The sequence below is a fragment of the Ruegeria sp. BI7 genome, assembly GCF_056537925.1.
Genome location: NZ_JBQFSK010000004.1, coordinates 11,092 through 35,133, shown reverse-complemented (window position 1 = coordinate 35,133; position 24,042 = coordinate 11,092). Strand labels below are relative to the sequence as shown.

Here is a 24,042-nt window from a genome sequence, read left to right as displayed (position 1 = left end):
CGTGTCGCAAATTTCTATAGGATGTGCGCTTTGACCGACGGTGCGGTTCCCTAAAACTTGGTTTCTTCCGCGGATCATCACGGTTCTGGATCATTCCAACGGAGGAGACCCAAATGTCTGCGAATGAAGAACACATAAGACAGCCAAGTCTGGGGCTGGCGCTTGTACCAATTGTGCTGACCCTTTTCGTGCTTGGCCTGCAGCTTTTCTATTTTGGCGACTTTACCCCGCATATTCCGCTGGCCTTCGGGATCGCGATTACTGGGATCGTCGGTCTTATGCTTGGGCACAAATGGCCCAGCATCGAAGAGGGCGTATTCCACGTCATCAATATTTCACTACCGTCTGTTTCGATTCTGATCACGGTTGGCATGATCATTGGTGTGTGGATCGCAAGCGGCACGGTTCCGACACTGATCTATTATGGTCTGAAGATACTGTCGCCTGAGCTGTTTCTGGCTGCGGGTATGGTGTTGTGTTCCATCGTCTCTGTCTCGCTGGGCACCTCCTGGGGAACGACGGGCACTGTCGGGCTGGCCCTGATGGGCATCGGCGCCGGGTTTGGTATCCCGATGTATTGGACGGCTGGCGCGGTCGTCTCAGGTGCTTTCTTCGGCGACAAGATCTCACCTTTGTCAGACACGACGAACCTGGCACCCGCCGTGACAGGCACCAATCTGTTCGATCATATCCGGAACATGTTACCCACCACGGTTCCGTCCATGTTGATTGCGCTGGTGATCTACTTTGTTGTCGGTTTTACGTTGATCGACACATCGCAAGTGTCGTTTGATCGCATCCATGCCATCACAACCGCACTGGATGAGGCATTCTGGATTTCCCCGATCATGTTGTTCCCGGCGGTTCTGGTCATCGTTCTGGCGGTTATGAAACAGCCTCCGATCCCGTCGCTGTTTGCAGGGGCCGTCGTTGGTGGCATCATGGCCATCTTTTGCCAGGGTGCGGGTCTGCACGAAACGTTCACCTTCGCCAACAGCGGATATTCCATTGATACCGGCGTTCCCGAAATCGACCCGCTGCTGAACCGTGGCGGTATTCAGTCGATGATGTGGACCATCTCGCTGGTGCTGCTTGCCTTGGGGTTTGGCGGCGCGTTGGAGCGCGTTGGCTGCCTTCAGGCGATCATCAATGTGGTCATCTCGAAGGTGAAGACCTTCGCGGGCATTCAGACCTCGGCCATTTTGACTTCGGTGGCGACAAACACCGTTGCGGGTGACCCTTATCTTTCCATCGCCCTGCCGGGCCGCATGTATGCGCCTGTCTATCGGGCCATGGGGTATTCACCGTTGAACCTGTCACGCGCTGTCGAAGAAGGCGGTACCTTGGTCTCGCCCCTGATCCCCTGGAACGCCGGAGGCGCCTTTGTGATCACCGCACTTGGTCTTGGGATCGCAGACGGGAATTTTGAAAACCTGCTATACATTCCCCTTGCGTTTGCTTGCTGGCTGTCACCTGTCATCGGTATCTTTTATGCTATGACTGGGCTTTTCTCGCCCAAAGCCAGTGACGAGGAAATCCACGCTTGGGAAGCCAGCGGCGAGCCGGTTGCTGAGTGGCACGCCTGATCAACCTGCACCAACACCTTTGGGTGTTGGTGCGTTTCACCCATCTCGGTTGGTATTGGGAGGAAATAGAATGAGCCCCAAGAACTTCATCCCAAAAGGGGCGGCCAGTTTTCGCATAGACCATGACGGGCCAGCCAAAGAGATCTACTTCCTGCTTCTGCCGAAACTAACAATGCTGGCCTTTAGCGCAGCTGTCGAGCCGTTGAGGATCGCCAATCAGGTCACGAACAGAGAGCTCTACAAATGGTATCTGATCACCGAAGATGGAAACCCGGTTCAATGCTCAAACGGAATTGAAATCACCCCAGACACTGCACTGCAAAACCTACCGCGCCTATCAAGGATGTTCGTCTGCTCTGGCATAGAACCGGCAGAAAGCACCAATCCCAAGGTACTGTCGTGGATCAGTCGCCAGAAGGCCTTTGGCTGCAAGCTTGGTGGTATTTGCACCGGTGCATTTGCACTTGCCAAAGCCGGAGCGCTAACCGGAAAGCGGTTCACCTTACACTGGGAAAACCACCCAGCCTTTATCGAGCATTTTGAAGGGCTGGAACCTTCTGCAAACCTGTATGAAATCGACAATGAGCTTATGACATGCGGCGGCGGCAATGCCGCGACCGATATGATGCTGGATATGATCGAGTCTGATTTCGGAAAGGATTTGGCCGTCATCGTTTCCGACATGTGCATCCATTTTCGGTCGAACAACCGCAAAACCCTCCAGAAATCAGCCTTTTCGGTGGCTTTGGGTAGCCGCAACCAGTACCTGATCAACGCCATGCAGATCATGCATGAGAACCTGGAGGATCCGTTGGATATCTCGGAAATAGCAGAGGCTGTTCAGATATCACGCCGCCAGTTGGAGCGCCTGTTCCAGAAATATGTCGAAGTTTCACCTGTGCAGTTTTACATCGAATTGCGAGTTGCGCGCGCTTATGCACTGCTCAGCGAAACCGAATTGCCCGTTACCGAAATCGCTGCGGCCACGGGGTTTGGCAGTGCGACCCAGCTTACGGTGCGTTTCAAAAAGCGTTATGGCGAGGCGCCAACGTCCTTCAGACGAGGATGGTCGGAAAAGCGCGAATAATATCCGCCAGTTTCAGTCGATCCAGCCGGTCAAGTTTGTCCCTTGACCCTGGGCTGCGAACGCTCTAGGCCCTGTCGTCTTTGCTCAGACATCTCGGAGACATGCGCCATGGCCCCCAGCAGCCCGTGGATTGGCATTGATTTTGGCACGTCGAACTCGGCGGTGGCATATGTGGACGCGGGTGCACCCCGTTTGGTGCGGTTCGACGCCGCCGCCACGACCCTTCCCACAACCTTTTTCTTTGATTTCGAAACCCGCGAAACCCTGATCGGCGAGCCTGCTAATCAGGCATTGCTTGAAGGGTTGGAGGGGCGATTTATGCGCGCCCTCAAACGCGTGCTGGGCACCACGTTGATGCATGAAAAGCGCCAGATCCTGAACCAGAGGGTGACTTTCGTCGAGATTATCGGATCTTTCTTGCGCAGGCTTCGAGAGCGGGCCGAGGCCGAGCGTGGCGTGTCTTGCACCCGCGTGGTCTCGGGACGGCCCGTGGTATTTCATGGCTCGGGCGATCCGCGCGAGGCGCAGGCCGAGGCTGATTTGTACGCGTGTTATGAGACCGCCGGATTTACCGACATCCGGTTCTGTCCCGAGCCCGCCGCGGCTGCCATTGCGAACGGTGCGGCCGGGCCAGATGACACGGTTGGATTGGTTGTGGATATCGGTGGCGGAACGTCAGATTTTTCGGTTTTCCGCACTAGGTCCGCAGAGGTCGAGATTCTGGCCAACCACGGGGTACGAATTGGCGGTACGGATTTTGATCGTACAATAAGCATCAATCAGGTCATGCCCCTGTTGGGCAAAGGGTCGATGGTTCGAGATGTTTTTGGCAAAGGCATGTCGCAGACGCCCAACGCGATCTTCAATGACCTTGCGACTTGGGAAATGATCCCCTTTCTGTACACGGCCCAGAACCGCCGCATGGTGGGCGATATGCTGAAGCTGGCCGAGTCCCCCAATCGGTTAGCGCGGCTTGCAACAGTGCTTGAACACGAATTGGGTCACGAACTGGCCTTTGCGGTGGAGCGCGGAAAAATAGCCGTGAACTCAGGGGCGAATGATCCGGCCATCACGCTGAACATGCTCGAGACGGGGTTGACCGCGCAACTCAGTGATGTGTTGGTGGCCGAAAGCCTTGCCGCGTATGCCGCGCAGTTGGACACGGGGGCACGCGAAGTTCTGCGCCAGGCTGATCTGACTGCACAGCAGATCGACCGCGTCGTCTATGTAGGGGGTTCTAGCCTGATGGGCGTCGTGCCCGAAACGATGCGTGGCGTTTTCCCTTCGGCCGAGCATTCCTTTGCCTCTGTCTTTACCGCCGTGGCCGAGGGGCTGGCTCTGGTGGCAGCGCAAGAGCGCGGGTAGGGCAAAGATCGCACCACTTGAAATGGACGGCGGTTTACTGGGGCCCGCTCACGTGGGGCGGAGCCCTTTAAGCCTCATCGTATCAAGTAAGTTGAAAAATATCTTGCAACCGGTTGCAAAGAAAATCATGGTATCCTCGAATTAAAGAATCGGGAGGCCTGCATGCTCAGAATCGGATTGCTTGGTGCCGGACGCATTGGTCGCGTACATGCACAGGCCATCGCTGCGCATTCGCAAAGCCAGCTGTGCGCTGTCTCTGACGCGATTTCCGATGCGGCTGAAAGCCTTGCCACTGAACAGGGGGCGACGGCGCGCGACTCGATGGAGATCATAGCGGACCCGTCTATTGATGCGGTCCTGATCGCGACGCCGACTGACACCCATTCTGACCTGATCGAGGCCGCTACGCTGGCGGGCAAGGCCGTTCTGTGTGAAAAACCCGTCGATCTCAGCCTAGAACGGGCACTTGCCTGTCAAGCCGTTGCGGCGGAAACCGGCCGACCGGTGATGGTTGGGTTCAACCGCCGGTTCGATCCCAGCTTTTCAGCTCTGAAATCCGCAGCCGATCAGGGTGAAATTGGCGCGCCCGAGTTGTTGTCGATTACGTCTTTCGATCCGGCCCCTCCACCCGTCAGCTACATCAAGGTCTCGGGTGGTCTGTTCCGGGACATGATGATCCATGATTTCGACATGGCGAACTATCTGATGGGGCAGTTGCCAGCGCAGATTTCGGCCTTCGGCACCTCGATTGTCGATCCCGAAATCGGACGGGCGGGCGATGTGGATACAGCTGTTGTAACAATGACTTATGCAAGCGGTCAGATTGCGGTGATCAAGAATTCGCGGCGTGCTGTCTACGGTTATGACCAGCGGATCGAAATGCTTGGGTCGGGCGGGCTGTTGCAGGCCCATAACATTCTGGAAAACGCGGTGGTCAAGTCAACAGCCGACGGCATCACTGGGGCGAAGCCGACCTATTTTTTCCTGGAACGCTATATGCCTGCCTACCGCGCAGAATGGGATGCGTTTGTGCAGGCGGTGCAGTCCGGTTCGTCAATGCCAGTGACGCTGGAAGACGGGGTTGCTGCCCTGGCCATGGCCGAAGCTGCGAACCGTTCGGCCCAATCAGGGCAGCCTGTTGCAATGGCCGATGTTTTGAAACCGGTTGCAAAATGAGCGGATATCCGGAAACTGGGGAAAGCTCCGCCAGATTCCCGGAGCGGAGGAGATTCGGCCGGTCCGAATGACTGGGGCTGCTGCCCCGGCAATAAAGACAAACTGTTTTTATGGGAGGAAACCAAATGAATAAGTTCGTAAAAAGCGCCCTGGCTGCCAGCGCGCTGGCGCTGGTCACCGCTACCGGCGTTGCGGCTGAGGGTGAGAAATACATTCTAGTCAGCCACGCCCCTGACAGCGACAGCTGGTGGAACACAATCAAAAATGGCATCGCCTTGGCGGGCGAACAGATGGGTGTCGAGGTTGAATACCGCAATCCGCCCACAGGTGACCTGGCTGACATGGCACGGATCATCGACCAGGCAGCGGCGTCTGGCCCCAATGGCATCATTACCACGCTGGCCGACCCGGACATTCTGGAAGGTCCAATCAAGGCAGCGGTGGATTCCGGCATCGACGTGATCATCATGAACACCGGCACGCCCGAAAAGGCGCGTGAAGTTGGCGCTTTGATGTATGTGGGGCAGCCTGAATATGATGCGGGTCTGGCTGCCGGTCAGCGGGCCAAGGCGGACGGGATCGGGTCCTTCTTGTGTGTGAACCACTATATCGTTCAACCCTCAAGCCAAGAGCGGTGCCAAGGTTTTGCCGATGGTCTGGGTGTGGAACTGGGCGAGCAGATGATCGACGCCGGTCAGGACCCCGCTGAAATCAAGAACCGGGTTCTGGCCTATCTTTCCGCCAACCCTGAAACCGACGCTGTTCTGACGCTTGGTCCGACATCGGCCGACCCGACCATTCTGGCGCTGCAGGAAAATGGAATGGCCGGTGACATTTATTTCGGCACGTTCGATCTGGGCGGTGAAATCGTCAAAGGCATCAAGGACGGCACCATCCAGTGGGGTATCGACCAGCAGCCGTTCCTGCAGGCCTATCTGCCGGTTGTGGTTCTGGCCAATTACCACCGCTATGGCGTCCTGCCGGGCAACAATATCAACTCGGGTCCCGGTTTTGTAACAGCGGACGGCCTGACAAAAATCGAAGAGTTCGCGGGCGAATACCGCTGATTTAACAATGCGGCGGGCGCAAGAGGAGTGCGCCCGCCGCCCACTCCAACACTCGGAAACCCGCGCGAGGGAGAACCACAATGTCTGAGACAGTTCAATCCACGGCAGGCGGTGACGAACGGATCAAAGAGATCTCGCCACTGCGTCGCGCCCTGATCCGCCCCGAATTGGGCGGCATGGTCGGGACAGTTGCTGTTTTCACCTTTTTCCTGCTTTTTGCTTTTGACAGCGGCATGTTCAATAGCCAGGGCATCATGAACTGGTCCATTGTCTCGGCGCAATTCATGATCATCGCGGTAGGGGCCTGCCTGCTGATGATCGCGGGTGAATTTGACCTGTCCGTCGGTTCGATGATTGGTTTCGCGGGCATGATGATCGCAATCTTTTCGGTCACGCTCAGCTGGCCGGTCTGGATGGCGATCCTGGTGACATTTGCCCTGTGTGTCTCTATCGGCGCGCTGAACGGCTACATCGTCATACGAACGGGGCTGCCTAGTTTTATCGTCACGCTGGCATTTCTGTTCATCTTGCGCGGTTTCACGATCTACCTGCCGCAGACTATCGAACGCAAAACCATCATTGGCGGCATCAAGGACGTGGCCGAGGGCGATTGGTTGGCGTGGGTGTTTGGCGGCAAGGTGTTTCAAGGCTTCTTTGTCTGGCTGGGCAACAATGGCCTGATCGAAACGTTCTCACGTGGTACACGTGAAGGGCAGCCGGTCGTCGATGGAATTCCCATGTTGCTGATCTGGGCAATCGGGCTGATCATCTTTGGCCATGTGCTGTTGACCAAGACTAAATTCGGGAACTGGATTTTTGCTGCCGGTGGTGACGCCGAAGCGGCCCGGAACTCAGGCGTGCCGGTGAATCGGGTCAAGGTGCTGATGTTCATGTTCACTGCCTTTTGCGCCACGGTTTTCGCCACCTGTCAGGTGATGGAGTTTGGTTCGGCCGGTGCGGATCGCGGGTTGCTGAAAGAATTCGAGGCGATCATCGCCGTGGTCATTGGCGGCGCATTGCTAACCGGTGGCTATGGCTCGGTCCTTGGGGCGGCGTTGGGCGCGTTGATCTTTGGCGTCGTGCAGCAGGGTCTGTTCTTTGCCGGTGTCGAAAGCTCGCTATTCCGGGTGTTCCTGGGCGTCATCCTTCTGGGTGCTGTGATCCTGAACACCTACATCCGTCGCATCATCACAGGAGAACGCTGAGATGACCGAAGACACCAAGTTCCACCACGGCGACGCGCAGGCCAAGAAACCGATTATTCGGATGGTCGACATTCAAAAGCATTTCGGTTCGGTGATTGCGCTGGCCGGTGTCAGCTTTGATCTGTGTTCCGGCGAATGCCACTGTTTGCTGGGCGACAATGGCGCGGGCAAGTCGACCTTCATCAAGACCATGTCGGGCGTACACAAGCCCACCGCCGGCGAGATCTTCTTTGAAGATAAGCCGATGCATTTCGAAGATCCGCGTGATGCGATTGCAGCGGGAATTGCCACCGTACACCAGCATCTGGCGATGATCCCACTAATGAGCGTCAGCCGGAACTTCTTTATGGGGAATGAACCAACGCGCAAAGTCGCGGGGATCAATTTCTTCGACAAGAAACTGGCCGATGAAATCACTATGGAAGAGATGCGAAAAATGGGCATCAACTTGCGTGGTCCCGATCAGGCCGTGGGTACCTTGTCGGGCGGTGAACGTCAGACGGTGGCCATTGCTCGGGCGGTTCATTTCGGCGCCAAGATTCTGATCCTGGACGAACCGACCTCGGCCCTTGGTGTGCGGCAGACTTCGAACGTGTTGGCGACCATCGACAAGGTGCGCAGTCAAGGCGTAGGCGTTGTTTTCATCAGCCACAACGTGCGTCACGCGCTGGCTGTGGGCGACCGCTTTACCGTGTTGAACCGGGGCAAGACGCTGGGCACTGCACGGCGCGGGGAAATCACGCCAGAAGAGTTGCAGGACCTGATGGCAGGCGGTCAGGAACTGGCCGAACTGGAAGGGTCCTTGGGCGGAACGGTTTAACTCCGTTCCCCCATATTGGGCCCAAGGCCCGACATCAAACAAAATTGCAGGCTTGGCCAAATCGGCCTTGTGTTGAAAGGGATCACAATGGGCAAAACAGTCCGACTGACCGCAGCGCAAGCTTTGGTGCGCTATCTGGGTGCGCAGATGAACGAGGCCGGAGAGCCGTTCATCGCTGGTGTCTGGGCCATTTTCGGCCACGGCAATGTGGCAGGTCTGGGTGAGGCGCTGCACGCTGTCAAAGACACCCTTCCCACTTATCGCGGCCATAACGAGCAGACCATGGCGCATTGCGCGATTGCCTATGCCAAGCAGATGCGGCGTACCCAGGCGATGGCGGTGACCTCGTCGATCGGGCCGGGCGCGACCAATATGGTGACAGCGGCCGCGCTGGCGCATGTGAACCGCCTGCCGGTTCTGATCGTCCCCGGTGATGTATTCGCCACGCGTGGACCCGATCCGGTATTGCAACAGATCGAAAGCTTTGGCGACGGCACCGTCAGCGCCAATGACTGTTTCCGCCCGGTCAGCCGCTATTATGACCGTATCTCGCGCCCCGAACATCTGCTGACCGCACTGCCGCGCGCCTTCCGCACCATGACGGACCCGGCCGATTGCGGACCGGCAACATTGGCCTTTTGTCAGGATGTGCAGGCCGAAGCTTATGACTATCCCGAAAGCTTTTTTGAGCCGCGGGTCTGGTACCAGCGCCGTATCCGCCCGGATGAAGGCGAACTGGCCCGTGCCGTCGCGGCCATCAAAGCGGCGAAGCGTCCGGTTATCGTTGCCGGGGGTGGGGTGCATTACTCGGGCGCGACCGATGCACTGCAAAGCTTTGCTGAGACGCACAACGTCCCCGTTGCCGAGACGCAGGCTGGTAAATCGGCCCTGGCCTGGGATCACCCTTTGAATCTAGGGCCGGTTGGCGTCACTGGCGGTGAGCCCGCCAATGACGTTTGTGCCGCCGCCGATCTGGTTCTGGCAGTCGGCACGCGGTTGCAGGATTTCACCACAGGTTCATGGGGCCTGTTCTCGAATCCCGAACGTGAGACGATTTGCCTGAACACAGCTGCCTATGACGCCGAAAAACACGGCGCCATGCCACTGCAATCCGACGCGCAAGTCGGGCTGCAAGAGCTGGGCACGGCCTTGCAAGGATACCGTGTCGATCCGGTGGCCGACACGCTGAAGGCTGAATGGTTTGGCAAGGTCGATAAGCTGACCGATGCGCCGGGGGAAGGCAACGCTCTGCCGACCGACATGCAGGTGGTGGGTGCGGTTCAACGCGCCTCGCACAACGACACCGTTGTAATGTGTGCGGCGGGCACCATGCCGGGTGAGTTGCACAAGCTGTGGAAAGCGCCGCGCCCGGGTTCGTATCACATGGAATACGGGTTCAGCTGTATGGGCTATGAAATCGCTGGTGCAATGGGGATCAAGATGGCTCAGCCGGAACGTGATGTGATCTGCTTTACCGGCGACGGCACCTATATGATGGCGAATTCGGAAATGGCGACGGCAGCGATGATGGGAATTTCGTTCACGGTCGTCATCACCGACAATCGCGGGTTTGGTTGTATCAACCGGCTGCAGATGGGCACGGGCGGGGCCGAGTTTAACAACCTGCTGGATCATGCAGTGCACGAAACGCCATCTGCCATCGACTTTGCCGCCCATGCGGCGGCGATGGGGGCGACTTCGGTCAAGGTCAGCTCGATTGCCGAGCTTGAGGACGCGCTGGCTAAACGCGGCGAGATCAAAGGGCCGTATGTGGTGGTTATCGACACTGATCCGTACCCCTCGACCGAACATGGCGGAACATGGTGGGAAGTGGCCGTTCCCGAGGTCAGCATCCGCCCCGAAGTGAATGAAAAACGGGCGGCCTACGAGGTTGCTATCAAGGAAAGAAACACGAAATGAGCGTGAAAATCGGAATCTCTCCGATCGCCTGGCAGAATGATGACCTGCCGGACATTACTGCGGCCTTCACCATGGAGCAGGCGCTGAAAGAGGCGCGTGAGATCGGCTATACAGGCGTCGAACGGGGCCAGCGAATGCCCAGCGATACCGAAGGTTTGCGCGCCTATCTCGACGGCAACGACATTGCGCTGTGCGGTGGCTGGTGCTCGGGCGCGTCGCTGGTCAATGACTTTGCAACTGAACGCGACGCTGTGCGCGCGCAGGTCGAGCAATTCGTAGCCCTGAACAGTCCGTGCATCGTTTACGCCGAGTGTTCGAACACCGTGCAGGGGCAGATTGGAACGCCGGTCAACCACCGCCCCAAACTGTCGAAAGATGAGGTTATGGCCTATGCGGCTAAGATCACCGATCTGGCCAAGTGGATGGGCGATCAGGGCATGACGATGGCCTATCACCATCACATGGGCACGATCATCGAAACCGAAGATGAGGTGAACTGGCTGATGGAGGGGTCGGGCCCCGAAGTGAAGCTGTGCTTTGACACCGGCCACCTGCTGTTTGGCGGCGGCGATGTGCTGGCCACCCTGAACCGCTGGGGCGACCGGGTGCATCATGTGCATTTCAAGGATATCCGGCCCGCCGTGGTACAGGATACGCGCGAAAAAAACCGCAGTTTTCTGGATGCCGTTATCGCCGGGGCTTTTACCGTGCCCAGCGACGGCTGCATTGATTTCCAGGCGATTGCAAACGCGCTGAAGGCGATGGACTACGACGGCTGGATCGTGGTCGAGGCGGAACAGGACCCAGCCAAGGCGCCACCCTATGAATACTCCAAGATGGGTTACGACCACATTGTGGACGTGTGCGGAACGGCAGGGTTGAAGATCAAGGCGTAACACGCCGCCCAAGAGAGCAACACCAAAAGCCATGAGAAAGGAAAAAGTCATGGTAAATCAAGACCTCGGATATGTCGGCTATTTCGACCGGGAATCCTGCGATCTGGATGAATTTAAGGTGTTGACCTCGCAAAGTCTTTTGGCCGACGCGGTGCCCCTTGCCGCGTCGGTTGAAAAGAACATTCCTGTCTATGACATGCAGGCGTTGCGCCCGGCATTGGAACGGCCCGATACACGCCGGGCAGTGCTGGCGGAATGGGCTTGGGTGCTGGACAAGTCCGCTGGCGTGATCGCCCTCAAGGGGGCGTATGCGGATACTTCTATCATCGACCGCGCCACCGAAATCTTCCGAGAGCTTATTGACGAGGAACGCCAAAGCGGGGCGGGCGAGGGCGATCACTTTGCGGTCTCGGGCGCGAATGATCGGATCTGGAACGCGCTGCAAAAACAGTGCCTTCGCGACCCCGAAGGCTTTGCGCTGTATTTCGGGAATACCGCGATTGCGGCAGCGTGCGAGGCATGGTTAGGCCCGAACTATCAGCTCACCGCGCAGGTCAATCAGGTGCGTCCCGGCGGTAAGGCGCAGCAGGCGCATCGGGATTACCACCTTGGGTTTCAAAGCGCGGACAGTGCCGCCCAGTACCCGGCCCATGCCCATCTTGTGACTGCGTCGCTGACGTTACAGGGGGCGATTGCCCATTGTGATATGCCAGTGGAAAGTGGGCCGACAAAGCTGTTGCCGTTCTCACAGCTTTACCCATCAGGATATCTGGCGTTTCACGATACTGCCCATCAGGATCATTTCGAAGACAATTATGTTCAACTGCCACTGGCAAAAGGTGATGCAGTGTTTTTCAACCCGGCGCTGTTTCACGCGGCGGGTGAAAACAGCAGCGCCGACATCCACAGGATGGCCAACCTGCTGCAAATCTCATCCGCGTTCGGGCGTGCGATGGAGGCGGTGGATCGCCGCGCCATGGCGCTGGAGGTTTTCCCGTCTCTTGTTGCCCTGAAACAGCGCGGCGAGCTGGCAGGAGCAGAACTGGACGCCGCCATCGCCGCCACAGCGGAAGGCTACCCGTTTCCGACAAATCTGGACACGGATCCTCCGATCGGAGGCAACGCGCCGGAAAGTCAGGCCGATATCCTGCGAAGGGCCGTGGTCGAGGGCTGGACCGAAACAATTCTGGCCGAGGCGCTATCCGCCCTGCACACAAGGCAAGCTGCCTGAAGCAAGAACATCAAGGAGGCTAAAATGGCAGACCTGCTTAAGAAACCCTTCGGTACCCGTGGCAAGGTCCATGACATCACCCCGGCCAGTGCGAGTTGGCAGTATGTCGGGTTCGGCCTCTATCATCTGCGCGCAGGGGATAAGGCGGCTGAGGCCACTGGTGAGCGCGAGGTCATTTTGGTCATGGTCGAGGGCAAGGCGCAGATCACTGGTGGCGGCCAGGATTGGGGTGTTCTGGGAGACCGGATGAATGTCTTTGAGAAGACCCCGCCGCACTGCCTGTATCTGCCAAACGGAACTGAGTGGCAGGCCATCGCCGAAACCGATTGCGTCATCGCCGTCTGCACCGCCCCCGGCCAGGGCGGGCACGCGGCGCGGCGGATCGGGCCCGACGGCATCACTCTGACCGAACGCGGCAAAGGGGTGAACACGCGCTATATCAACAACATCGCGATGGAAGCCGAGGATTATGCTGACAGTCTGCTGGTGACCGAGGTGTTTACGCCGAACGGGCACTGGTCATCTTATCCTAGCCACCGACATGACGAAGATGATTACCCGCGGATCACCTATTTGGAAGAGACCTACTACCACCGCCTGAACCCGGCCAACGGCTTTGGCATTCAGCGGGTCTATACCGATGACGGTCAATTGGATGAGACGATGGCAGTCTCAGACGGCGACGTCGTGACCGTCCCGCGCGGCCATCACCCGTGCGGCGCACCTTATGGGTTTGAGATGTACTATCTGAACGTCATGGCCGGACCTTTACGCAAGTGGCGTTTTGTACCCGCTCCCGAAGTTGAATGGATCATGGAGCGCGACGGGTAGGTCCGATCGGTCTACGTGGCGCGCTTTGAGTTACGTTTGCTTTGCGGAAATAAGGGTTTGAGGACCAGCTTCAGTGGCTTTTTGAACACGTCCACAACGAAAAAGAAAACCGGTCTCGACACGCGGATCATGGACCGGGCATAGGCGTTGGCTTCCTCTTCTTGCTCGGCCACCTGTCCACCCTCACTGTGCCCAAGAACGTGATGGCCGACCTCGTGGTAAAAGGTGACTTCATTGTTGAGTGTTTCAATCCAACTAATCAAACCTTTGAGTTGGATTGTTGGTTGGGTCAGCACAATGCCAGAGAAGAACAGGTTGTACCTGCCCAGATAGTCAAGCTCAGGCCGCTCGGCGATAACGTCGATACGGGTTACGTCCTTTAACGACAATCCTTTGGTTTTGCTCCAACGCTGAAGGTTACGAATGACGCGACGCGAATTTGCGACGTCATCGGCAATGAATACTGGAACGGTTTCGGCCAAATAGGTTGAAGGTGCATCTTCCAGCCGTTTTGCCAAAAGGTTCAGCGTTCTGCGATGAACTGGATACAGTTTGATCGGTCCCAGCCGCATGACTTCCTGCCGGAACGCGTCGCCGTCCATCTCGCTTAGCAGCGCCAACAGGATACCAAAGTACTTTGGTAAAGGACCCGGAGGATTGTTTTTCCAGGCATTGGAGTTGAGTTTTTTCTTTATGACCGGGACGGCCTCTTCCTGATCAGAGAGTAATGCCCGCCATGCATCCCTAACAGTTTCTATGTGGTCAGTTGAAATGCCCCGCAAGAGCTTATTGAGGAAGCGTTCGGCGTTTTGCTGCATACCTCACGAATAACAGGATTATTCATGGAGTGTAAAATTCTCTTTTTGAAGTAATATGTTAGATGCTCTGGTATTAACTTTGCGGCGGCGCTCCGAAGGCCCGGATCACGAGCCGTGCGGCGGCTTCGACCGGGTCGTGGGTTTCTTTTAGAATGGTGACGCGGTCGAACCTTTCGGGGTCGCTGTTTACGGCTTCGCGCAGGGCGGCGCCAAAGGCCATGCGCAGCTCGGTCCCGATATTGAATTTGCAGATCGAGGTCCCGCGGGCCAGGCGGGTGCGCTGTTCAACCGGCACGCCGGAACCACCATGAATGACCAAGGGCACGTCTGTCACGGCGTCGATTTGGTGGATGCGGTCTTCGTCTAGGCCGCCTTCCTTGTTCTGCTGCAGATGGACGTTACCGACAGAAATCGCTATCGCATCCACACCGCTTTCACGTGCGAACTGCGCGGCCTCGGCCGGGTCGGTACCATTTGACCCTTCGCCACCGGAATAGCCGACAAAGCCGATCTCACCTTCGCATGAAATCCCCGCCGCGTGGGCCATTTCGGCAATCGCGGCGGTCTCGTCGATATTCTGCCGCAGTGGCTTGCGCGACCCGTCGAACATCAGCGATGTAAACCCGCTGTCCAGCGCGATTTTGCAGTCCTCATACGTATAGCCGTGGTCCAGATGCGCGACGACGGGGACCGAGGCGTTTTCGGCCAGATGGCGGAACATCTTGCCCAGCACAGGCAACGGCGTGTGTTCGCGGCAGCTGGGGCCCGCTTGCAGGATTACCGGCGCATTTTCAGCCTCGGCCGCGGCCACATAGGCGCGCATGTCTTCCCAGCCCAGCGTAACCAGGCCACCCACGGCATAACCTTGTTCATAAGCAGGGGACAGAACGTCTTTCAGCGTGACAAGGGTCATTTGAACTTTGCAATCATGTCTTTGATGCCCGGAATAGTCTCGATCTGGTAGGCATGGGTTGGTTGGAAGTACTGCACCAGAGACCTCTGGCTGAGACCGCCGAGAATGGTGAAATAGTACATCTCATACCCCGGCAGGACGCAGCAAGGGTGATAGCCCTTGTCGATGCAAATCGTGGACCCGTCGACGATGTGATAAGCATCGCCGGGTTTGTTATCTTCGCGTTGCAACATCTGCAGGCCCGAGCCCCAATTGGGCTTGAAGCGGAAGTTATAGGTCTCGTCATGGCGCGACTCTTCCGGCAGGCGGTTGGTGTCGTGCTTGTGACTGGGGAATCCGGACCAACCGCCTTGACCCACAGTGAACAGCTCACTGACCAACAGACGACCTACTTTGTCGTGCTGTTTTTGACCGAGGATGTGCTTGATCTTGCGATGGGTTTTGGTGTCATCGCTGCCGTATTGCACAAGGTCATGCTCGCGCACATCGAACGGGTCCAGTACCTTGTCGTATTTGGCCCCGGCGATGAATATTTCGGCCTCGTCCGAGACGCAGACCATCTGAGCCTTGGTGCCGACGGGGACATAGACGCCCTCGGGCTCGCCATCCCAGACGTCTTCACCCCGGTTGCCGAGCTTGGGGAACTGTACGCCTTCAACGTCGACATCCACGCTGCCGGTGGCGGGGGCGATGCAGGTTTCATACCCCGGCACCTGATATTCGAACACCTCACCTTTTTTCAGTTTGACGATGTTGAAATAGTTCAAAGGCACCGTAGGGTCGTCGGCATCGACGATGGGTTTGTTCTGATTGTCATAGGGCGCGATATGCATTGGGGTCTCCTATGTGGTCGGGCCGGGATGGGCGGCAAGGAATGCCTCCAGCTCGGGTGTTGTGGGCATGGCGGGGGCGCAACCGGGTTGCGAAACCACGATTGATGCGCAAGCCGAGCCGCGCATCACGGCGTCTTTCAGTGAATGCCCCGCCGCGATCGAGGCCAGCAGGCCAGCCATAAAACTGTCGCCCGCGCCGTTGGGTTTGACGGCGGTGACGGGGTATATGCCGGTGGCAATTTCCTGACCGTCTACCAGCGTGACGGCACCTTTCTCGCCCATCTTGAAGATGACGATCCGGCCGGGTTTTTCGGCCAGTTCCTTGGCTTTTGCGAGCCCTTTTTCGATACCGCCAGCCATGAAGCCGAATTCTTCGTCATTGCCGACGATTAGGTCGCTGGCGTCTCCCGCGCGCGACAGCACATCCGCGGCAACCTCAGCCGAAGGCCAGCTGTATGGGCGATAGTCGATGTCGAAGATGATCGGCAGACCAGCCGCGCGGGCATTGTCAAAAGCGCGGAACGTGGCGCTGCGCGAAGGTTCGGCGGCAAAGACGGTTCCAGCCGAAATCACAGCAGAGAAAGCCGAGAAATCAACCCTGTCCATATCTTCGTCGGTGACCTGAAAATCGACTGCGCCATTGCGATATATAACGTTCTGGAAATTCTCGATTCGGCTTTCATAGACGGCCAGCGACATGCGGTATTCACCGCCCAGAACGCGGATATAGGATGTGTCCACGCCGTAATCGCGCAGCTTGTTAAGGCAGAACCGCCCCACCGCATCATCCGAGACTGATGTGATCAGCGAGGCCTGACTGCCCAGCTTGACCAGACCGGCGCAGATATTTGCGGAAGACCCGCCCAGATCGGCGTGAAAGTTATCAGCATCTTCGCTTTTGACACCGATGGGATCTGCGTACAGGTCCATGCCTGCACGCCCCAATACGGCAAAGCGGTTACCTTTGATACCGTCTATCAAAGCGCTCACGTCATGTCCTCCGGCAAAGTGGGGTCGGCAAAGTTTGGACCTTGCGTTGAATCGATTCACACGATACTCATTTTGCAACCGGTTGCAAATAGTATGTTCGGAGCCGTGACAGATGCCTGAAATCGGAATTGGAATTGTGGGTGGCGGCTATATGGGCAAGGCTCATTCCGTCGCGATGTCAGCAGTAGGTGCGGTGTTCAACACCGCATTGCGTCCGCGTCTGGAAATGATCTGTGCCTCAAGCCCTGAAAGCGCCGAACGCTATCGGGCGGCCTATGGATTCAAGCGCGCGACTGGGGATTGGCAGGCGCTGGTCAAGGACCCGGCGGTCGAGGCCGTGGTCATCGCCTCGCCTCAGGAAACCCACCGTCAGATTGCCGAGGCGGCCTTTGCATTGGGCAAGCCGGTTCTGTGCGAAAAACCCCTTGGCGCGTCGATGGCTGATGGAGATGCCATGGTTGCCGCGGCCGAAGCGGCTGGTGTCACAAACATGGTTGGTTTCAACTACGTCCGCACGCCTGCCACTCAATTTGCAAGGAAACTGATTGCCGACGGTGAATTGGGCGAGGTCACCTGGTTTCGGGGTGAACATACCGAGGATTTCTACGCCGACCCCGATGCCCCGGCCACGTGGCGCACAACGGGTATGGCCAACGGCACCATTGGCGATTTAGCGCCACATATGGTCAATGGGGCGCTGGCCTTGATGGGGCCGATTGCCGAAGTGATGGCCGAGGTTGAAACCGTCCACGAAACCCGTCCCGGCGGAAAAGTCACCAATGACGACCATGCTCAGATCATGTGCCGATTCGAAAATGGCGCGATGGGCAATATCTATGTCAGCCGCATCTCAACCGGGCGTAAAATGGGCTATGCGTATGAGATTTCGGGCACCAAAGGCGCGCTGCGTTTCGATCAGGAAGACCAAAACGCCCTGTGGTTCTATCGTCGCGAAGGCCCCGAAGCGCATCGCGGTTTCACAAAGATCCTGACCGGTCCTGCACATCCGGATTACGAACCCTTCTGTCAGGGCCCTGGCCATGGCACTGGATATCAGGATCAGATTATCATTGAGGCCAAGGATTTCCTTGAAGCCATTCATGCCGGCCAACCGATCTGGCCCACATTCCGAGACGGGCATGAGGTCAACCGGGTGCTGGCTGCAGCGCTGGCCTCGTCCGAGCGGCGGCAATGGCAAGACATAAGCGATTTCTGATCGCGCAACCGTAAAACCTGAAGAGAGACAAGAACCATGGCAAAGCTGAGATGGGGCATGATCGGTGGTGGCGAAGGCAGCCAGATTGGGCCTGCGCACCGTTTGGGAGCGCTGGCGGACGGGATGTTCGAACTCGCCGCGGGCGCGCTGGATCACCGCCCCGATGTGGGTCGGGAATATGCGCAACGGCTGGGTGTTGCTGCGGACCGCGCCTATGGCGATTGGCAGGAAATGCTGGCGGGTGAAAAAGGACGCGAGGACCGGATTGATCTGGTGACAATTGCCACGCCAAACTCAACCCATTTCGAGATTGCCAAGGCGTTTCTTGAAGCCGGATTCAATGTGCTGTGCGAAAAGCCGATGACCATGACCGTGGAAGAGGGCGAAGAGATTGTCCACGTGGCCGAGGCTTCGGGCAAGATCTGTGCAGTGAATTATTGCTATTCCGCCTATCCGATGGTGCGGCAGGCCCGTGCAATGGTGCGGGCCGGCGACATTGGGAAAGTGCGCCTAGTGGTGACCAATTTCAGCCACGGCCACCACGGAGACGCCACCGATGCCGACAACCCGCGCGTCCGTTGGCGGTATGATCCGGCCATGGCGGGGGTGTCCGGCCAATTCGCCGATTGCGGTATCCACGCGCTGCATATGGCCAGTTTCATCTGCGATGACGAGGTCAAAACACTGTCCGCCGATATGGCCTCGACCATCCCAAGCCGGGAACTGGAGGACGATGCCATGGTGAATTTCCGAATGGAGGGCGGCACAGTCGGCCGCCTGTGGACCTCATCCGTGGCAATCGGGCGGCAGCACGGGTTCGACATTCAGGTGTTTGGCGAAACCGGGGGAGTGCGGTGGCACTCGGAACAGCCCAATCAGCTGATTTATACACCCGTGGGGGGGCGTACTCAGATCATTGAAAAGGGTGAGGGTGGATTGCACGATGAGGTGCAGCGCCTGTCCCGCGTGGCGATTGCGCATCCCGAAGGGTTCCCCCTGGCCGTCGCCAATATCTATTGCGATCTGGCCGATGCGATCCGCGGAGAAACCCGTGACGGCCTGCCCGGCGCTTCAGACGGGGTCCGCTCGATTGCTGCCGTCCACGCGGCAGTCGCATCAGGCAAAGAAGACGGCGCGTGGAAAGATGCGCGCCCGCCGATGTTCCGATAATCAGGGGCGGGGCCGCAATGTGCCCCGCTCGATCACCCGGCAGGGGAAAATCCGCGCTTCGGGATAGCGTTTGGGATCTTTCAGCATCTCTTCAACCAGATCGACGGACGAGGTGATGATCTGCTTGATCGGCTGATGAATGGTGGTCAGGTCAATGTTCTCCCAACGCGACATTTCCATGTCGTTCAGGCCAATGATGCCGATATCTTCGCCGGGTTTCAGCCCGTGGTCGCGCAGGGCGGACAGCGCCCCAACCGACAGAATGTCGTCACCGCAAAAATACCCATCAGCCGGGGCACCTGCCAGCAGTCGCAACATCTCGGCACGTCCGGCCTCGAACGAATAGGCCCCCGCGAATGAGTGGGACACATCAAGCTCGGGGTGCTTTTCGACCTCTTCCATAAAGCCGCGATATCGGTCCATGGCCGAGGTCGCATCTTTTGGCCCCCCCAGATACCCCACGCGCCGATACCCGCGCGCCAGCAATTCCCGCGCCGCCATGCGCCCGCATTCGACGTTGTCGATTCCGACCACATGCACTTCGGGCGACGTGGCTGAGCGGCCAAACGTATGCACCACCGGCACGCCAGCATCATGGAACGCCTTGGCAAAACTGGGCGGCAGGGTCGATGAGGCGACGATGGCGGCATCCACAGAATACTGCCGCAGCATCCGCACCGAATTGGCCGGTTCAGTCTCGTCCGTCAGGTTGACGATCAGGGGTCGTAGCCCGCGCTCCTGCAGGGCGCGGGTGAACTGGTCGAAAACCTCAAGGAAGATCGGGTTGTGAAAGTTATTGGAAATCAGCCCGATTAGCTTGGTCCGCCCGGTTGTCAGCGACGACGCCAGTGCGTTCGGGCTGTAGCCCAATTCTTTGGCGGCTTTTTCGACCTTGCTGCGGGTCTTTGCCGAAACCGAGGCACCTTCGGTAAAGGTCCGCGACACGGCCGAGCGTGACACACCCGCTAGGGCAGCAACATCTTTCAAGGTGACACTCATGACTGGCGCCCACGGTTAGGGGGGAAGCTGATCAGCAATTTCATGAAACAGATAGTATGCGCCAACAGCTATATTTTGCAATCGGTTGCAAGGCCGAGAGTCAAATAACACCGTGTCCGTGGTATTTGTGGAAGCAGAGGGAGAATGGTGGGTGATGAGAGACTCGAACTCCCGACATCTTCGGTGTAAACGAAGCGCTCTACCAACTGAGCTAATCACCCGTGATGCTGCATGTAGCCAAGCCTGCGCGCGGGTGCAAGAGGGTCCGGCACAATTTCTTTACCTCAATACCGGATAATCCGCCCCAGTGCATCGCAGGCCCCGGTAGTCTTGTTCATTTTCCGCAGGCTGGCCCTGATCGTATGGGAAAGACGCTTGCGTGTCCCCGGTTGCCTCAGATATCTCCGAAGGGACGCAACCTTCCTGACGCGAGAGCATATGATCCTGTCCCTTGCCCGCCGATGCGCAATCGCGGCCCTGGTGCTTGGCACTGTAACGCTGGCACCGCTCCGGGTCAGCGCGGCAGAAGTTTTGGTGTTTGCGGCTGCCAGTCTGAAAACCGCGTTGGATGAGATCGCACCGATATTCGAGCAGCAAACAGGGCATCAGGTGACGGTGTCCTATGCGGCCTCGTCAGTGTTGGCGCGGCAGATTCAGTTGGGCGCGCCCGCAGATGTGTTCATTTTCGCCAATGTGGATTGGATGGATGTTCTGCAGGATCAGGGATTGATCGACGTGGCCTCGCGCGTGGATCTGCTGGGCAATGGGCTGGTTCTGATCGGTGGGTCGGATCAGGCGCAGATCGGGCATATTCAGGCGGACACCGATTTGATTGCAAGGCTGGGCAGCGGGCATCTGGCCATGGCGCTGGTCGATGCGGTGCCTGCGGGTATCTACGGCAAGGCGGCCCTGCAAAACCTGGGGCTGTGGGAGGGCGTGCAACCTCGGATCGCCCAGACTGACAACGTGCGCGCGGCGCTCGCGCTGGTCGCGGCAGGGGCGGCGCCACTGGGGATCGTTTACCAATCCGATGCGCAGGTTGAAGATCGGGTGAAGGTCGTAGCCTCGTTCCCGTCAGAGCTTCACCCTCCGATCATTTATCCCGCTGCTGTAACTACATCAGCACCGCCTGAGGCGCGTTTGTTTCTAGACCACCTGCAATCGGACACGGCCCAAACCATCTTTACAGAACAGGGCTTTGCCCTGCCGGGCAACTGACGCATGGGATGGTTGGGACCTGCAGAGATTGAAGCGCTGAGATTGTCGCTGCGCGTTTCCTTTTGGGCGACGCTGGTGACATTGCCCTTTGGCATCTTCGTGGCCTATGCGCTGGCGCGTTGGCGGTTTCCCGGTCGTCAGTTGCTGAACGGGTTGGTGCATCTGCCGCTGATCCTGCCGCCGGTTGTAACCGGGTATCTGCTGCTGCTGACATTCGGGATTCAGGGGCCGATGGGCAGGCTACTGGGGGAGTTCGGCATCGTGGTCGCCTTCCGCTGGACCGGGGCGGCGCTGGCGGCGGGGATCATGGCCTTTCCACTGATGGTGCGCGCCATTCGTCTGTCAATCGAGGCGGTAGACCCCAAGCTGGAACAGGCTGGGGCGACCTTGGGCGCGTCGCGGCCCTTTGTTTTTGCGACCGTGACCCTGCCGATGATCCTGCCGGGTGTGATCGCCGGAAGTATTCTCGCTTTCGCCAAGGCAATGGGCGAATTTGGCGCCACGATCACCTTTGTCTCAAACATCCCAGGCCAGACACAGACCCTGCCGTCAGCCGTCTATGCCTTCCTGCAGGTGCCCGGCGGTGAGGGGGCAGCGACCCGACTGGTTGTGATTTCGATCATCATTGCCATGGGCGCGCTACTACTGTCGGAATATATTGGTCGCCGCGCCGCCGCTCGGGTGTCGGGGTCATGAGGCTGTCTGTCCGCCTGCAGCATGACCTGCCCGATATCAAGCTGGACCTCAGCTTTGACGCGCCCTTGGGAGTGACGGTTCTGTTCGGGCGGTCGGGGTCGGGCAAGACCACCGTGGTCAATGCCGTGGCGGGACTTCTGCGGCCCAAAGCCGGGCGTGTTGCCGTTGATGGGTGGGAACTGTTTGATACCGAACAGGACCTCTGGTTACCGCCGCATCGTAGGCGATTGGGTTACATCTTTCAGGAAGGTCGCCTGTTCCCGCATCTGACTGTGCGCCAAAATCTGGCCTACGGTCGCTGGTTCGCACCAAAGCGCGCGCGCCGCGAGAACCCGGACAAGGTGATCGAAATGCTGGGCATCGGGCATCTGCTGGATCGCCGTCCAGCGGGCTTGTCGGGCGGAGAAAAGCAGCGAGTCGCCATTGGGCGTGCACTATTGGCCAGCCCGCGCCTGATCCTTGCCGACGAGCCGCTGGCCGCGCTGGACGATGCGCGCAAGGCTGAGATCCTGCCCTATTTCGAACGGCTGCGGGATGAGGTTTCAGTGCCCATTCTGTACGTCACCCATTCCGCGGCCGAGGTCGCACGGCTGGCCACCTCCGTCGTCGCTTTGCAGGATGGCAAAGTAGTGCGGCATGGCCCTGCCTCAGAAGTTATGGCTGACCCGTCCGTGGCTCCAGCCGGGGTTCGCGCTGTGGGCGCGGTGCTGAGAGTGCGGGTTCAGGAACATCATGCGGATGGGTTGACCGAGCTGGAGGCCGGCGGTGCACGCCTGTTCCTGCCACGTATCCCGCATCAGGTAGGGGAAGACCTTCGCATCCGTATTCCCGCGCAAGAGGTGATCCTGTCCAGCAAACGGCCTGATGGATTGTCGGCGTTGAACATGTTGGAAGGGACGGTTGACACCATCCGCGCGGGCGGCGGGCCGGGCGCCATCGTCTCATTGCAAACGTCCGCAGGGCCGATCTTGGCGCGCGTGACCCGCCGTTCTGTTGCGGCTTTGGGGTTGGAACCGGGCAAGTCCTGTTTTGCGGTAATCAAGACCGTTGCCCTGGCGCCGCAGGATGTGGGCGGCAGGCTGACCCCGTCTTAAACCAGCGCGCGCGCTTCGAATTCACGCAGAACCAAACGGGCGGCGCGACCGAAGCCATTCCCATCAGGGGTCGCGGTATCGGGGAATATCGCCGCCAATTCCTGCAATGCCTCGGATGACAGCGTGTACAAGGATTCCTCACCCAGAAACAGGCTTTCAGCCGATGCGCCTTCGGCGGTCAGGATTTCATGTTCGTCCAGCAGAATGTGGAAATACTTGACGGCCGCGTCAGAGGTTTCAATATCGATCCCTGGCCAGGAACACAGATGTTTGGCCGCGACCAGCGCCTCGGGCGTGCCGAACAGCAAATCGACCTTGGGACCGCGGATCAGAACGCGGTGCTGCTGCGACACCAGCAAATCCCGGCTGGGCGTATTTGGGCCAAGGCTGCCCGCGCTGATCCTGACAGGCCGCATGGCGGGATTTTCCCGTAATCGCTCGGGTGGCAGTACGCTGCTTTCGATCCATCGGATCGGTTGCGGGCCGTGATCTGCGGTCAGCACCCTATCGCCAACTGATAAGGCCTCGATTAGTTGCGCACCACCCGGGGTTTCGATCAGCGTGCCAGCGGTAAAACACACCCCTTCGATGGTGATCGTGATCTCTTGCTGCAGGTCGAAAGGGAAAGGCCCAAGAAAAGTGCCGAACTCACCGGTCACTTGAATGGTGAAGGTATCGGTGACGATTTGGTTGTCGTCCAGACTGTCAAAAAACGCCGGGTCAACTGTATAAGTCCATTCCCCAGTATTCGGGTCGACGCTGGCTGTTCCAAAAGCCGGAGGCGAAGTGATAACCCATGTTTCCGACAAAATGGGGACGTTGCTGTCCAGATCCAGATCGCCCATAGCCTGGTTCGGAGGGTTGCCGGTCACATCGCCAGCTATTTCACCCGTAATTGCTATCGAAACCAT

General features: G+C 58.3%; 22 protein-coding genes and 1 tRNA gene. 16 read left to right on the top strand and 7 right to left on the bottom strand.

The genetic code is table 11. From position 1 onward, the window contains the following. Positions 1-113: 113 nt before the first annotated feature. The 11 genes from nhaC (at position 114) to iolB (ending at position 13,184) form a co-directional block, all read left to right on the top strand. Entirely contained in the window at positions 114-1,586 is a 1,473-nt protein-coding gene (gene nhaC / locus ACR0JB_RS11540; protein ID WP_170397309.1) for a Na+/H+ antiporter NhaC, read from the top strand. A 70-nt stretch (positions 1,587-1,656) separates the two neighbouring features. Beyond that, on the top strand, positions 1,657-2,673 hold the full coding sequence (locus ACR0JB_RS11535) for a GlxA family transcriptional regulator (RefSeq protein WP_170361543.1): 1,017 nt from the start codon (positions 1,657-1,659) through the stop codon (positions 2,671-2,673). Positions 2,674-2,781: 108 nt separating this feature from the next. Further along, positions 2,782-4,038 (top strand): Hsp70 family protein, encoded by a 1,257-nt coding sequence (locus tag ACR0JB_RS11530; RefSeq protein WP_170397311.1) that lies wholly within the window; start codon positions 2,782-2,784, stop codon positions 4,036-4,038. Positions 4,039-4,200: 162 nt separating this feature from the next. After that, positions 4,201-5,214: an inositol 2-dehydrogenase gene (gene iolG / locus ACR0JB_RS11525; protein WP_170397313.1), complete on the top strand. Its 1,014-nt coding sequence runs from the start codon at positions 4,201-4,203 to the stop codon at positions 5,212-5,214. Positions 5,215-5,339: 125 nt separating this feature from the next. Beyond that, positions 5,340-6,281: a sugar ABC transporter substrate-binding protein gene (locus tag ACR0JB_RS11520; protein WP_170350497.1), complete on the top strand. Its 942-nt coding sequence runs from the start codon at positions 5,340-5,342 to the stop codon at positions 6,279-6,281. Between the two features lie 80 nt (positions 6,282-6,361). After that, entirely contained in the window at positions 6,362-7,486 is a 1,125-nt protein-coding gene (locus ACR0JB_RS11515; RefSeq protein ID WP_170350495.1) for an ABC transporter permease, read from the top strand. 1 nt (position 7,487) lies between these two features. Then, positions 7,488-8,306 carry an ATP-binding cassette domain-containing protein gene (locus ACR0JB_RS11510; RefSeq protein WP_170350493.1) on the top strand — a complete coding sequence of 273 codons (819 nt, stop codon included), beginning with the start codon at positions 7,488-7,490 and terminating at the stop codon, positions 8,304-8,306. An 87-nt stretch (positions 8,307-8,393) separates the two neighbouring features. After that, positions 8,394-10,226, top strand: coding sequence for a 3D-(3,5/4)-trihydroxycyclohexane-1,2-dione acylhydrolase (decyclizing) (gene iolD, locus ACR0JB_RS11505; protein ID WP_170397317.1), 1,833 nt, complete (start codon positions 8,394-8,396; stop codon positions 10,224-10,226). Continuing rightward, positions 10,223-11,122: a myo-inosose-2 dehydratase gene (gene iolE / locus ACR0JB_RS11500; RefSeq protein ID WP_480663413.1), complete on the top strand. Its 900-nt coding sequence runs from the start codon at positions 10,223-10,225 to the stop codon at positions 11,120-11,122. The genes iolD and iolE overlap by 4 nt, the downstream gene beginning before the upstream one ends. A 49-nt stretch (positions 11,123-11,171) precedes the next feature. Next, positions 11,172-12,353, top strand: a complete 1,182-nt coding sequence (locus tag ACR0JB_RS11495; protein ID WP_226689373.1) for a phytanoyl-CoA dioxygenase family protein — start codon at positions 11,172-11,174, stop codon at positions 12,351-12,353. Between the two features lie 24 nt (positions 12,354-12,377). Then, positions 12,378-13,184: a 5-deoxy-glucuronate isomerase gene (gene iolB, locus ACR0JB_RS11490; RefSeq protein ID WP_170377608.1), complete on the top strand. Its 807-nt coding sequence runs from the start codon at positions 12,378-12,380 to the stop codon at positions 13,182-13,184. 11 nt (positions 13,185-13,195) lie between these two features. Here iolB and ACR0JB_RS11485 read toward each other — a convergent pair whose 3' ends face one another. The 4 genes from ACR0JB_RS11485 to iolC form a co-directional block, all read right to left on the bottom strand. Further along, positions 13,196-14,002 (bottom strand): hypothetical protein, encoded by an 807-nt coding sequence (locus ACR0JB_RS11485; RefSeq protein ID WP_170397323.1) that lies wholly within the window; start codon positions 14,000-14,002, stop codon positions 13,196-13,198. A gap of 73 nt (positions 14,003-14,075) precedes the next feature. Beyond that, positions 14,076-14,915 (bottom strand): class II fructose-bisphosphate aldolase, encoded by an 840-nt coding sequence (locus ACR0JB_RS11480; RefSeq protein ID WP_480789934.1) that lies wholly within the window; start codon positions 14,913-14,915, stop codon positions 14,076-14,078. Next, entirely contained in the window at positions 14,912-15,748 is an 837-nt protein-coding gene (locus ACR0JB_RS11475) for a 5-deoxy-glucuronate isomerase (protein ID WP_170397327.1), read from the bottom strand. The genes ACR0JB_RS11480 and ACR0JB_RS11475 overlap by 4 nt, the downstream gene beginning before the upstream one ends. Positions 15,749-15,757: 9 nt before the next feature. Further along, a complete protein-coding gene (gene iolC, locus ACR0JB_RS11470) occupies positions 15,758-16,738 on the bottom strand; it encodes a 5-dehydro-2-deoxygluconokinase (RefSeq protein ID WP_170397329.1) in 981 nt (326 codons plus the stop codon). A 112-nt stretch (positions 16,739-16,850) separates the two neighbouring features. On the opposite strand from iolC, the gene ACR0JB_RS11465 reads away from it, so the two are divergent. Then, positions 16,851-17,954 carry a Gfo/Idh/MocA family protein gene (locus ACR0JB_RS11465; protein WP_170397332.1) on the top strand — a complete coding sequence of 368 codons (1,104 nt, stop codon included), beginning with the start codon at positions 16,851-16,853 and terminating at the stop codon, positions 17,952-17,954. A 36-nt stretch (positions 17,955-17,990) separates the two neighbouring features. After that, positions 17,991-19,124, top strand: a complete 1,134-nt coding sequence (locus ACR0JB_RS11460) for a Gfo/Idh/MocA family protein (RefSeq protein WP_170397334.1) — start codon at positions 17,991-17,993, stop codon at positions 19,122-19,124. Here ACR0JB_RS11460 and ACR0JB_RS11455 read toward each other — a convergent pair whose 3' ends face one another. Together ACR0JB_RS11455 and ACR0JB_RS11450 are read right to left on the bottom strand one after the other, a co-directional pair. Continuing rightward, a complete protein-coding gene (locus tag ACR0JB_RS11455) occupies positions 19,125-20,123 on the bottom strand; it encodes a LacI family DNA-binding transcriptional regulator (protein ID WP_170350473.1) in 999 nt (332 codons plus the stop codon). Positions 20,124-20,268: 145 nt separating this feature from the next. Continuing rightward, positions 20,269-20,344: transfer RNA gene (locus tag ACR0JB_RS11450), tRNA-Val, on the bottom strand. Positions 20,345-20,561: 217 nt separating this feature from the next. Here ACR0JB_RS11450 and modA point away from each other — a divergent pair. From modA to modC, 3 genes are read left to right on the top strand one after another with little or no spacing between them, the layout of a single operon-like run. Continuing rightward, the gene (gene modA / locus ACR0JB_RS11445; protein WP_170397336.1) at positions 20,562-21,341 is read left to right on the top strand and encodes a molybdate ABC transporter substrate-binding protein; all 780 of its coding nucleotides are present in this window, start codon (positions 20,562-20,564) and stop codon (positions 21,339-21,341) included. Positions 21,342-21,344: 3 nt separating this feature from the next. Continuing rightward, positions 21,345-22,037: a molybdate ABC transporter permease subunit gene (modB, locus tag ACR0JB_RS11440; RefSeq protein ID WP_170350469.1), complete on the top strand. Its 693-nt coding sequence runs from the start codon at positions 21,345-21,347 to the stop codon at positions 22,035-22,037. Next, a complete protein-coding gene (gene modC, locus ACR0JB_RS11435; protein ID WP_170350467.1) occupies positions 22,034-23,131 on the top strand; it encodes a molybdenum ABC transporter ATP-binding protein in 1,098 nt (365 codons plus the stop codon). Before modB ends, modC begins: the two co-directional genes overlap by 4 nt. On the opposite strand, the gene ACR0JB_RS11430 is transcribed toward modC, so the two are convergent. Then, entirely contained in the window at positions 23,128-24,042 is a 915-nt protein-coding gene (locus ACR0JB_RS11430; RefSeq protein ID WP_170397340.1) for a Hint domain-containing protein, read from the bottom strand. The two genes, modC and ACR0JB_RS11430, sit on opposite strands and share 4 nt — an antisense overlap.

Bases quoted from the DNA above. Each gene is read 5' to 3' on its own strand.
- nhaC (WP_170397309.1), top strand. From the start codon at position 114: ATGTCTGCGAATGAAGAACACATAAGACAGCCAAGTCTGGGGCTGGCG.
- ACR0JB_RS11535 (WP_170361543.1), top strand. From the start codon at position 1,657: ATGAGCCCCAAGAACTTCATCCCAAAAGGGGCGGCCAGTTTTCGCATA.
- ACR0JB_RS11530 (WP_170397311.1), top strand. From the start codon at position 2,782: ATGGCCCCCAGCAGCCCGTGGATTGGCATTGATTTTGGCACGTCGAAC.
- iolG (WP_170397313.1), top strand. From the start codon at position 4,201: ATGCTCAGAATCGGATTGCTTGGTGCCGGACGCATTGGTCGCGTACAT.
- ACR0JB_RS11520 (WP_170350497.1), top strand. From the start codon at position 5,340: ATGAATAAGTTCGTAAAAAGCGCCCTGGCTGCCAGCGCGCTGGCGCTG.
- ACR0JB_RS11515 (WP_170350495.1), top strand. From the start codon at position 6,362: ATGTCTGAGACAGTTCAATCCACGGCAGGCGGTGACGAACGGATCAAA.
- ACR0JB_RS11510 (WP_170350493.1), top strand. From the start codon at position 7,488: ATGACCGAAGACACCAAGTTCCACCACGGCGACGCGCAGGCCAAGAAA.
- iolD (WP_170397317.1), top strand. From the start codon at position 8,394: ATGGGCAAAACAGTCCGACTGACCGCAGCGCAAGCTTTGGTGCGCTAT.
- iolE (WP_480663413.1), top strand. From the start codon at position 10,223: ATGAGCGTGAAAATCGGAATCTCTCCGATCGCCTGGCAGAATGATGAC.
- ACR0JB_RS11495 (WP_226689373.1), top strand. From the start codon at position 11,172: ATGGTAAATCAAGACCTCGGATATGTCGGCTATTTCGACCGGGAATCC.
- iolB (WP_170377608.1), top strand. From the start codon at position 12,378: ATGGCAGACCTGCTTAAGAAACCCTTCGGTACCCGTGGCAAGGTCCAT.
- ACR0JB_RS11485 (WP_170397323.1), bottom strand. From the start codon at position 14,002: ATGCAGCAAAACGCCGAACGCTTCCTCAATAAGCTCTTGCGGGGCATT.
- ACR0JB_RS11480 (WP_480789934.1), bottom strand. From the start codon at position 14,915: ATGACCCTTGTCACGCTGAAAGACGTTCTGTCCCCTGCTTATGAACAA.
- ACR0JB_RS11475 (WP_170397327.1), bottom strand. From the start codon at position 15,748: ATGCATATCGCGCCCTATGACAATCAGAACAAACCCATCGTCGATGCC.
- ACR0JB_RS11465 (WP_170397332.1), top strand. From the start codon at position 16,851: ATGCCTGAAATCGGAATTGGAATTGTGGGTGGCGGCTATATGGGCAAG.
- ACR0JB_RS11460 (WP_170397334.1), top strand. From the start codon at position 17,991: ATGGCAAAGCTGAGATGGGGCATGATCGGTGGTGGCGAAGGCAGCCAG.
- ACR0JB_RS11455 (WP_170350473.1), bottom strand. From the start codon at position 20,123: ATGAGTGTCACCTTGAAAGATGTTGCTGCCCTAGCGGGTGTGTCACGC.
- modA (WP_170397336.1), top strand. From the start codon at position 20,562: ATGATCCTGTCCCTTGCCCGCCGATGCGCAATCGCGGCCCTGGTGCTT.
- modB (WP_170350469.1), top strand. From the start codon at position 21,345: ATGGGATGGTTGGGACCTGCAGAGATTGAAGCGCTGAGATTGTCGCTG.
- modC (WP_170350467.1), top strand. From the start codon at position 22,034: ATGAGGCTGTCTGTCCGCCTGCAGCATGACCTGCCCGATATCAAGCTG.
- ACR0JB_RS11430 (WP_170397340.1), bottom strand. From the start codon at position 24,042: ATGGTTTCGATAGCAATTACGGGTGAAATAGCTGGCGATGTGACCGGC.